Source organism: Algoriphagus terrigena DSM 22685, from assembly GCF_000429445.1.
Classification (GTDB): Bacteria; Bacteroidota; Bacteroidia; order Cytophagales; family Cyclobacteriaceae; genus Algoriphagus; species Algoriphagus terrigena.
On the sequence record NZ_AUBW01000045.1, the window covers coordinates 1 to 9,115 of the forward strand.

Annotated in this window: 9 protein-coding genes; 4 read left to right on the forward strand and 5 right to left on the reverse strand. The window is 42.4% G+C overall.

The annotated features are described in order from the left end of the window. Nucleotides 1–281: hypothetical protein (locus G459_RS30235; protein ID WP_035456896.1), on the reverse strand; the 281-nt coding region annotated here is incomplete at its 3' end. A gap of 367 nt (nt 282–648) precedes the next feature. Here G459_RS30235 and G459_RS28465 point away from each other — a divergent pair. Further along, nucleotides 649–1,392, forward strand: coding sequence for an energy transducer TonB (locus G459_RS28465; RefSeq protein WP_035456900.1), 744 nt, complete (start codon nt 649–651; stop codon nt 1,390–1,392). Nucleotides 1,393–2,114: 722 nt separating this feature from the next. On the opposite strand, the gene G459_RS0123670 is transcribed toward G459_RS28465, so the two are convergent. Next, nucleotides 2,115–2,747: a hypothetical protein gene (locus tag G459_RS0123670; RefSeq protein ID WP_026969809.1), complete on the reverse strand. Its 633-nt coding sequence runs from the start codon at nt 2,745–2,747 to the stop codon at nt 2,115–2,117. A 241-nt stretch (nt 2,748–2,988) separates the two neighbouring features. Continuing rightward, nucleotides 2,989–3,846, reverse strand: coding sequence for an SDR family oxidoreductase (locus tag G459_RS0123675; RefSeq protein WP_026969810.1), 858 nt, complete (start codon nt 3,844–3,846; stop codon nt 2,989–2,991). A 646-nt stretch (nt 3,847–4,492) separates the two neighbouring features. Between G459_RS0123675 and G459_RS0123695 the strand changes: the two genes are divergently transcribed. Then, nucleotides 4,493–5,278 (forward strand): NIPSNAP family protein, encoded by a 786-nt coding sequence (locus G459_RS0123695; protein WP_026969788.1) that lies wholly within the window; start codon nt 4,493–4,495, stop codon nt 5,276–5,278. A 12-nt stretch (nt 5,279–5,290) separates the two neighbouring features. Here G459_RS0123695 and G459_RS28470 read toward each other — a convergent pair whose 3' ends face one another. Together G459_RS28470 and G459_RS0123705 are read right to left on the reverse strand one after the other, a co-directional pair. Then, nucleotides 5,291–5,686 carry a winged helix-turn-helix transcriptional regulator gene (locus G459_RS28470; protein WP_051315400.1) on the reverse strand — a complete coding sequence of 132 codons (396 nt, stop codon included), beginning with the start codon at nt 5,684–5,686 and terminating at the stop codon, nt 5,291–5,293. Nucleotides 5,687–6,380: 694 nt separating this feature from the next. Beyond that, nucleotides 6,381–7,217, reverse strand: a complete 837-nt coding sequence (locus tag G459_RS0123705; protein ID WP_026969787.1) for an alpha/beta hydrolase — start codon at nt 7,215–7,217, stop codon at nt 6,381–6,383. A 169-nt stretch (nt 7,218–7,386) separates the two neighbouring features. Between G459_RS0123705 and G459_RS0123710 the strand changes: the two genes are divergently transcribed. Next, nucleotides 7,387–8,754 carry a TlpA family protein disulfide reductase gene (locus G459_RS0123710; RefSeq protein WP_026969786.1) on the forward strand — a complete coding sequence of 456 codons (1,368 nt, stop codon included), beginning with the start codon at nt 7,387–7,389 and terminating at the stop codon, nt 8,752–8,754. 134 nt (nt 8,755–8,888) lie between these two features. Further along, the coding region (locus G459_RS30320; protein WP_026969811.1) for a hypothetical protein at nt 8,889–9,115 on the forward strand (227 nt) is incomplete at its 3' end.

The window sequence follows — 9,115 nt, forward strand, 5'->3', positions numbered from 1 at the left end:
CTTGGATCTTGCAGGTTGTCTTTGGTGGCCAAAACGGGTTGTTGTTGTCTGGTAAAACCCGAAGATAAATGTCTTTTAACTGGATTTTCGATTTTATCAGAATAACCGAGCATTCGCATCCACTTAAGAATTTTCCCATGTTCTGTAGATTGACCCGTGTACTTGTTCCAAATCTCAACTTTAGAGTAATTCCCCGAAAGATATTCTTTGATCATTTCTTCCCGCTCAGCCCAACTCAGAGACCCTATTCCTCTCGTCTTTTTTTCTTTTTGTCGTTTCATAGTAGTTTACCTGGTGTAAACTCAATTCAGGACAAGTCACCTGCAACCTGGCCCCTCGCTAAAACAGTCCCCCCGGACTGTTTCCTGACGCTCGGTCCTCCAACCGGAAGATTTCTTTACGGCTTGTCCCCCGTCTCCTTGAGGAGAGGGCGATCGAGCAGTGGTAGGCTTGGTGATGCTGGTCCTTTCAAAGCCGCTCACATCCAAAGCAAAGCGCCTTGGAGAAACGTCTACCAAAACATTAAGTAGCAGAAAACCGCTCGTCTAAGAATTAATTAACCTACTGGCTACGATATCTGGAATCGTCACACTTTCAACTAACTTCACGTTTCGAAATTGAGTCGGTCTTATCAATACCACCCCGTTCATGCCAAAAATCCTGAGCCTAATTCTACTATTTATCCTGTGTCAAATCGCTATATGTCAAGACATTGTACCACTAAACAAATACGGGTATGCAATTACTGACACCCTGACTTACAAGCCGGTGCTTTATCAGCACACTGTGGAAAACTCTGACAGTTTGTTTTCCACTAAAAATTATGACACAGCAGGCGTCCTGATTAGCACGAGGCAAGTATGGATGACAAAAGAGAAGAAAAGAAAAATTCCGACCCGATCCTACGCTGTCCAATTTTCTCCATCCGGTGATACAACCGGAGTAGAAATCAGAGATCTAGTAGACGAGAAGGATACTATCCAATTTTTTGAAGAGGGGATATTGTTTGCTGAGGTGTACCGAGAAAAATCACTGTTTACTTCAGGATGGGAAATTACCGCATCTAAGGACACCGTCCCTCTCCCAAACAATCGTTTTACATCTCAACTCAACAATCAGGAAGAATTATATTCCCGCCTTAAAGAAAATCTCTCATATCCCCCTAAAGCTCGTCGCAGGGGCATTGAGGGTTCTCTCATTGTTGTTCTGGAAATTGACAAGGAGGGAAAGGTTAAAGAAATGATTATTGGCAATCCAGAATTCGAACCTTTATTCGAAGCTGAAGTCCGACGGGTTTTGGACGGCTTTCAATGGGATTTTTCCCCAAAAGAAGCCAGAGACGGAACTCATGAAGAGGGATTCCTGATCCTGCCTGTAAGATTTATTATGTAGCTGGAAACTTAAATTTGATTGAAAACCCTCGCATTTTACAGGACATCTTTCCTGCGAGTTTAAAAATATTTATGCCGCCGTGAACAATGGCTCGTGCCAAACCAACGCTGTACAAAATAAAAGACCCTCAAGCAATCTTGGTTTAAAAATCGAAAGGCATTCTCCGACTGCACCGAAGCGGAGAAGGAAGCACGCAGAAGAAGGGAAGTTAAAAAAAAACCTGAATGCAGGGATCATCGAGGGATATATGGGTTGCAATCGGTGGTAGTAAGGTTGGTACCTAAAGGAAAGAATTAGTTAGGAGAAAACCAACCTCGCAGGCTGGCTTCCCGATCCGTTGCACTTCCCGATTCTAACTATCGGGATTAAAATCTCGGGACAGGCACTCTCCTACCTCACCCCAGCCCTCTCCTTTAGGAGAGGGAGCTTGAGCAGAGGTAGACTTGGAGATGCTGGTTCGATTGAAGTTGCTCTCTGCCTTTACCTGTGTCACAAGAAAAGTCAGCCCCCATAATCCAGGCGAAAAGCGAGCTTTAAGGGGTCAATCCCGATGCTCAGGACAGGTTATGCTCCGGAATGGCAGGCGAAGTTAACTTCATCGGTTTTCCCGAAATAATCGGAGCAGCTGGTGCAGCCTAGTTTTCATTGTTTCCAGATTGTCAGCGGGACAGGCTGTGATGCGTACACAACGGAAGCTTAGTAGTTAGCTAGTGTTTTTTGTTTCACTCGCTGATAATGTCCAATAATTCTTTGTTGTCATAGTTGTCTTTGACGCCGCCTTTGCTTCCTAAATATTCCAAAATTGTTTTGTCGTCAAAATTATGAGCTTCTTTAATTCCTTCACTAATAGTTTTGATGTAGTTCCTACTTGGTTTTGTCAAAGGCTGTAGATCATTTTCGTTTGTCAGTGTGAAAATTGGATAGTCATTTTGTTGTCCCAAATATACTAGGTTTCCGTACCACGATTTTTGTTTAAATATATAGTATCCGTCCTCGATGGCTTTGTCAAAGTCTATTGTTAATTCATTTTTTGTATTCGTCTCTTGTCTGGCGATGTCAATTAGCTGTCCTCTTGTAACTAAATATACTCTTCCAATTGTCGATGCTTGTGGCCCAAACAAAGTCCTAATAAATGCAACACCACCATTATCCCAGTTTTTGGAGCCTTTTGCGAAATATAGTTCCGAACAAATATAAAAGTCTTCATTATCTGTGGGGATTGCCTTATCGGTACACCCCACATAAGTTGTCATTGCACCTTTCGGCTGTCCTCCCTTTATGTAACACAGAAAACGTTCTTCCAAAAGGTTGGAACCGTAGCAAGCATACCAAACTTTGTCTTGTAGATTTGTCATAATAGTTGGGTCTGAAAACAGATTAACGGATTCGGTCCTTGGTTCGGGCGGATTTTGGAGCATTAAACTGTCAACCAGCGCTGAAACTGAGCAGCACAAAGCTCAAAGTTTGCATGTCACCATTTCCGGAAATAAATTCATGATGCAGGTACCAGAAAAGCAAAATGTGATTTGTAGTCGAATGCTTGTCGTCCAGCCAAAATTTTATAAACACAGTGTTGATTGCATATGCTTTTGTAAACTATATTTTCCTTTTCATTTTAATATAATCTTCAAATTTCATCTGTCCAACCTGTGGTGCAATCGTATCTTCCTGCATTACAGCTGCGAAAAATGCGAACTTATCGTACATATTTTTTTTGATCACTTTCAGGACAGGTAACGAAAATTTGAAAAGCCATAACGGGATATTCTTTACGTTTTTTTCAGGACAAACCTCCTCTTGAATTATTTTGTTTAATTGTCGTCTTGTGTAAATTGACCTACCCCCAATCTCTTTTGTAACATTGTCATCTTTTATTGAATTCACACATTCGTTAGCCAGATCTCCTTCGTAAATAGGATTTGTTCGTTTGTCGCCTTTTCCTATATTAGAAAGCAATCCCCTTTTTGCCATTTCGATCATATCTAAAAAGGCACTAAACATTGCAGGTGGCTTAATTATAGAATAGTTTACTCCTGATGCTTTCAATCGTTCTGAAAACTCGTGATGAACCCTGAAATATTCCAGATGCAAATATTTTTCGCAATGGAATGCAGAGACATAAACGAATTTTTTCACGCCACTTTTCTTCGCCTCCTCAAGAATATTTGAATTTGCAATTAGGTCAATGTCGTTAAATGATTGTCTACTGGTTTCGTTTGGCGAAACACTTTTTCCTAATGTCGAAATTACGATGTCAAAACCATTACAAATGTCAGTCAATTGATTTCGTTTTGTTATGTCTGCCACAATAAACCTGTCTGTAATACTTGTCAACTGCCCTGTCTTGCTCTTATTTCTAACAACAACAGTCAAATCATAGCCTTGCTGTTTTGCGGTTTTTGCAACTTCTTTTCCTAAGTTGCCTGTCGCTCCAAATAATAATAGTTTTTTCATTTTTCGATTGTCATCCGAGGTTTCGTTTGGGGTACAGTCAACGTCCGAATACACGAACCAATTTCGTGTATTTCTTTTAGGTCTGAAGAATGGGTTTAACAAAACTGTTCTATTTGCTCTATTAGTAGTTTGTCCGGTTTTAAACGTTTATTGTAGGGTCAATTTCCATCATCCCGATTGCCGATTCTGTAACGATCGGGATTAAAAAACTCGGGACAGGCTTTCTTACCTCACCCTCCACAAACCCACCCTGCAAGCTGGCCCAAGCCTCGCCTCCCTGCATGCTGGCTCCTCGCTAAATCTTTCCACCGGAAAGATTCTTCACGCTTGGCCCTCTGCTAGAAGATTTTTTGACGGCTTGTCCCCCGTCTCCTCTAGGAGAGGGAGCTTGAGCAGTGGCAGACTTGAAGATCCTGCTCCAATCCAAGCCACTCCCTACCGAAGCCATCAAGAGATACTTCTAAATCTGATCTTCCCAGCTTCTGAATTGCATGTTTTGTAGTTTTTGGTTTTGTAATAAACCTGCAAAAGCATGGGCGAGAAGATGGTTTAGCACAGGGACTTAGAAAAAAGTGAGTGCGTATTTCCCGGGTCAGTCCGATGATTTCATCTAATTTCAGCGCATCAACAATAAATTACAAATACCATGAAAAACACAATTATTTTATTCACCGCAATGGCTATCCTGCTACTGGGTATGGGGCCATCATTTGCGGGAAAGGGAGACTTTTACCAGCTAAAAGTATATCATTTGTCGTCCGCGGAGCAGGAACAGGTGGTGGATGAATATCTCGAACAGGCATATCTTCCGGCAATGCACAGAGCGGGGATAGAGCATGTAGGCGTATTTAAGCCGGTTGCTCCTGCAGACGGGAGTGCTGCTGAAAGGTTGATTTATGTACTGATTCCGTTTGACTCCCAGCAGAAGTTTGCCAAGATAGAAGCACAACTCGCCAAGGATCAACTCTATCAATCTGCCGGCGCCAAGTACCTGAATGCTCCCTATTCCAATCCACCGTTTACCCGAATCGAAACCATCCTGCTGAATGCTTTTGAGAAGCATCCGCATTACGCGGTTCCGGATTTGCAGGGGCCCAAAAAAGACCGGATTTATGAATTGCGGAGCTATGAGGGACACACCGAAAAGATCTCCGCCAACAAGATCAGGATGTTTAATGACGGGGATGAGGTAGGCCTGTTTAAAAGACTGGGCTTCAACGCAGTCTTCTACGGAGAGGTAATCGCCGGCAGTACGATGCCAAATCTGATGTACATGACCACCTTTGAAAACAAGGCGGACCGGGATGCGCACTGGCAGTCCTTTGGCAGCGATCCTTATTGGAAAGAACTGTCTGCTATGCCCGAATATCAGCACAACGTTTCCAAGAATGTGACCACCTTCCTATATCCTACCGAATATTCGGATCTTTAAAAGCACGGATTTCTATCCATGGATAGCTTCTGCATTCCAGTTGATGCAGCGGCTATTCATGTGTGAATCCGAGAAATCGCACAGTTGGCCTAACAATTCACTGAGTCTGATTCCATTGGACGTAAGAAAATACTGGTATTTGCCCGCCACTCCTGAATCATCTTCGTTTTTTCTGATCAGTCCATACTGCTCAAGGAGTTTAAGCCTGCTTGCCAAAACGTTGTCACTGATCAAATCGAGGGCTTTTTTTAAACTGGAAAAACGGTCATTTCCTCCTTCGATTTCAAAAAGCACATCTGTAGTCCACCTCTTGCTCATTACATGGAGCAGTTCATTCAATGAACATTTCTCTTCCAAATGGGTCTGGTTGAGATAGTTGGTAGATGTGGTCTTTCTGTCCTCCTTCATTTTTGTATCCTTAATCGCCGAATCAATAAAACACCAATCTACTCCATGAAAGAACGGATGGAACCTATTTTATATCGGGACCGAATCAGGCTATACAAAAGGATAATGTTCCTGATCACTAATAGGTGAGTAAAGTGTTTCCTGCTAAAAGTAGAGCCAGAAGGTCACAGAATTCGGAGCATCTCACCAGAGAAAAGAAAATTGGAGAAGAGTATTCCATGTGTCACGGATCAAATTCCCTCTCCTAGAGGAGGACTGAGCGTAAATGATTAGCCCGCCGCGGCGGGCTAATCTAGCGAAAGCCTGTCCCGAGAGGTGCAGCGAATCGGGAGGACAGATTGTAGGGGTGGCCACTAGCAGGCACAGGGTGGGGTAAATCAAGGCCGGAATGCTTTTACTTTTTCTACCGCCGCGACGGGCTGTTAAATCACTGCCCGGTTGGGTGGCTTCCCCAACGACAGTAATAGTGCAATCCCACTGGAGTGTCCAACAGGCTCTCCTTCTCCGGCAGGTCAATTATGTCGGGTATTGTTTGGGGTATTGTATCGACATGACTTCCTTTACCCATTTTCTCCAAAAACCAAGGATGGAGGGAAATATTCACTAGGAAAAAACTTCATTCACTCATCCGTGAAAAATTCAGGCATGAGTGTGGCGCTGACGGGGAGTAACCCAGATCGCTAAAGACACACTATCAAGCTGCTGCTTTTCCCAAAAATCTATCTACCTGATCCACAAACCACCCTCCAAAGCCCACCTTGTCATAGTCCACCTGAAACCCCGTCAAATGATCTCCTTCATATCGGATGATTTGACAATTAGCACCAAGCTTACTCTGAAGTTTCAAGGCTGAATCGTGTGTAGTGACTGCATCCTTCGATGCTGTTAAAATCAAGAGGGGACAGTCGATGGATTCAACGGATTTCTTAAACTCATTGCTGTTTTCAGGAAGGAGAATCCCTTTATTCTTCTCTTTGTAGAACTCCACAATTGCGTCAGGATCTGTAACGAAGCCTTCACCTATAATAAAGTCAATCTGGCTTCTGATATTGGGATAGGCCGTTGAGGTGATGGTAGTCCCCATAGACATTGCCCAGATTCCTATTTTCTTGTTTGGCATTTTGTTAGAAATGGAGTCCACTACTGCCTCTAGATCCCAAGCAAACTCCCTGTAATAAAGATATTCTTTCTGAATCTCGAAATCTTGGCTTTTCCCGAATCCCCGATAATCAAATGTAACTACGGTGTAGCCAGAATTAGCCAAGATAGCTGCGTGATAGACGAAATAGGACATATTTCCAGCGTCTGGATAAGCAAGAATTAAAACCGTATCCTTGTCGTTTTCGGGTTTTGCCTCATAGATCCAGGTATTGAGACGGAAACCATCAGGAGTATGGATGTCCAGTTGCTGATAATTCCATTTGACTGAATCCGGGGTACGGATGTATTCTCTGTCTGGATTGATGGCAAAGACTGAATTGGAGCTAAGCATCAACAAAAAGAAAAATATGGAGATAGAGGGATTTCTCATATTGATTGATTTCAAAATTATTGGTCCAAATTCTTATTAAAATATCAATTGTCAACCTTTCGCACAATCCCCTTCCCTTGGTGAACAAGAAACGAAAAAAAAAATCCTATCTCTTAATAAATAGTTATTTGTTTTAAATAGCTTATATTGAGGATCGTAAATAATCTATATGAACAAAATCTTCATTTTTGTTACCGGCGCTTTTCTGGCTTTTCAAAGCTGTTCGGAACCTGAGGTTTTTGAAATAACGATTCCTGAAAGTTCGAACCCATATGACAGCTTATTCATTCAGGAATTAATCACCGGTGAGACCATTGCCAAGATCCCGCTCAATTCTTCTCAGCGAAAATTTTTCTTCCCGATCAAGCAGCCTCTTTTGGCCGGCATTCATGTCAAAGGAAAAGAATCCCCTTATTTAGCTATCCTGGAGCCAAGAAGTAAAAGAGAGCTTGTCTTCGAGGGGGAGAACGTGAAGACTAAAAACCAACCCGCTGATTCGTTGAGCAATTACCTCTGGCATTCCACTGATGAAATGTTTTCAAAATACGGCAGCTTAATTTTCGGAGACGGCGACGTATCGGAGGTAAAACAGAAGTTTGATAGCTTGATCGGGAAAAGACAAGAAGTTATCGCTGGGGCTTCGAAACAACTATCTGAAGGTGAATACGCAATACTGAACTACCAAAATAACGCTCGAGCTCAAAATTTCCTTTTTTTCTATGGCCGGATAATTCGAAAATTAGAGGCGAAAGATCCATTTTTTGATTTTGTCGCTGACATTCCAGCCTATGGAACTGAAGCCAAATCACTTCCAAATATGATTTTGTATCAGTATGAGATTGAACACCTGAGAAAAAATGATTCCATCCCGTCTATTCCGTTCTTCTTGGATATCATCGAATCCAAAAACACCGATCCAGCGCTAGAAGATTTTCTGAAAGCCTTTTACATCCAATCAGTCATCGAACATCCTACTTACTGGCGACCTCACCAACATTTATTTACGTCTGATAGAATCAACGAAGCCTTAGAACGCGAAAAGAATAATCCCTATTTCTACCTAATAAATAGAGCGTCTGACTCATTCTTTTCGTCTATGGCAGGTGTATCTGCCTTTGATTTTGAAGCAAGAAGACCCGACGGTTCTTCCTTTAAACTCTCTGAATTAAAGGGGAAGCTTGTGCTGATCGATGCGTGGGCTACTTGGTGCGGTCCCTGTATCCAGCACCGTCCAAAAATTCTGGAGATGGCGGCTAAGTATTCCTCAGATCCGAGAATTGCGGTCGTTATGATATCCTTAGATTCTGAATTGGATAGATGGAAAGAATTTGTATCCAACACCAACCCCAATGGTAATGGATCCGAGGTCAATATTCCAGATGGGATGAATGATATGTTTGGAGACAAATACCTGGTTAAGTCAATTCCCAAATATTTTTTGATTGATCCTGAGGGTGTAATTATCAGTTCGGATTTATCTGAGCCCTCTCTCGGTATGGAGCAGATGATAGAAAGAGAGTTGAGTAAAATGCAGTAATCTCACGCGGGGTAGTCACGTATGTGCTTATAAATGGATTAAAATCTTGTCATTCTTAAAGTAATTTGGCGCTGTCGTCACATTATCTCCAGCGGGTCTTTTCAAAGTTATATTTGATATAAAATTTACTAACCATGATCGAGTTTATAACAAGGAAACTGGGCATATCACGGGCAATACTGAAAGCAAACCTTCTCCGTGGCCTGTTTTTGATTATTTCGAGCTCTTGCAGTCCAGGCCCTGAAGATGAACCGCTAAATCAAGATCCGGAAATTGATATTTCTGCCATTCTCCAAAAGTCAGTTGCACCCGGCCAACATCCGACCTTGCCCAGCCTGACCACTTTCTATCAGGGCTCAGA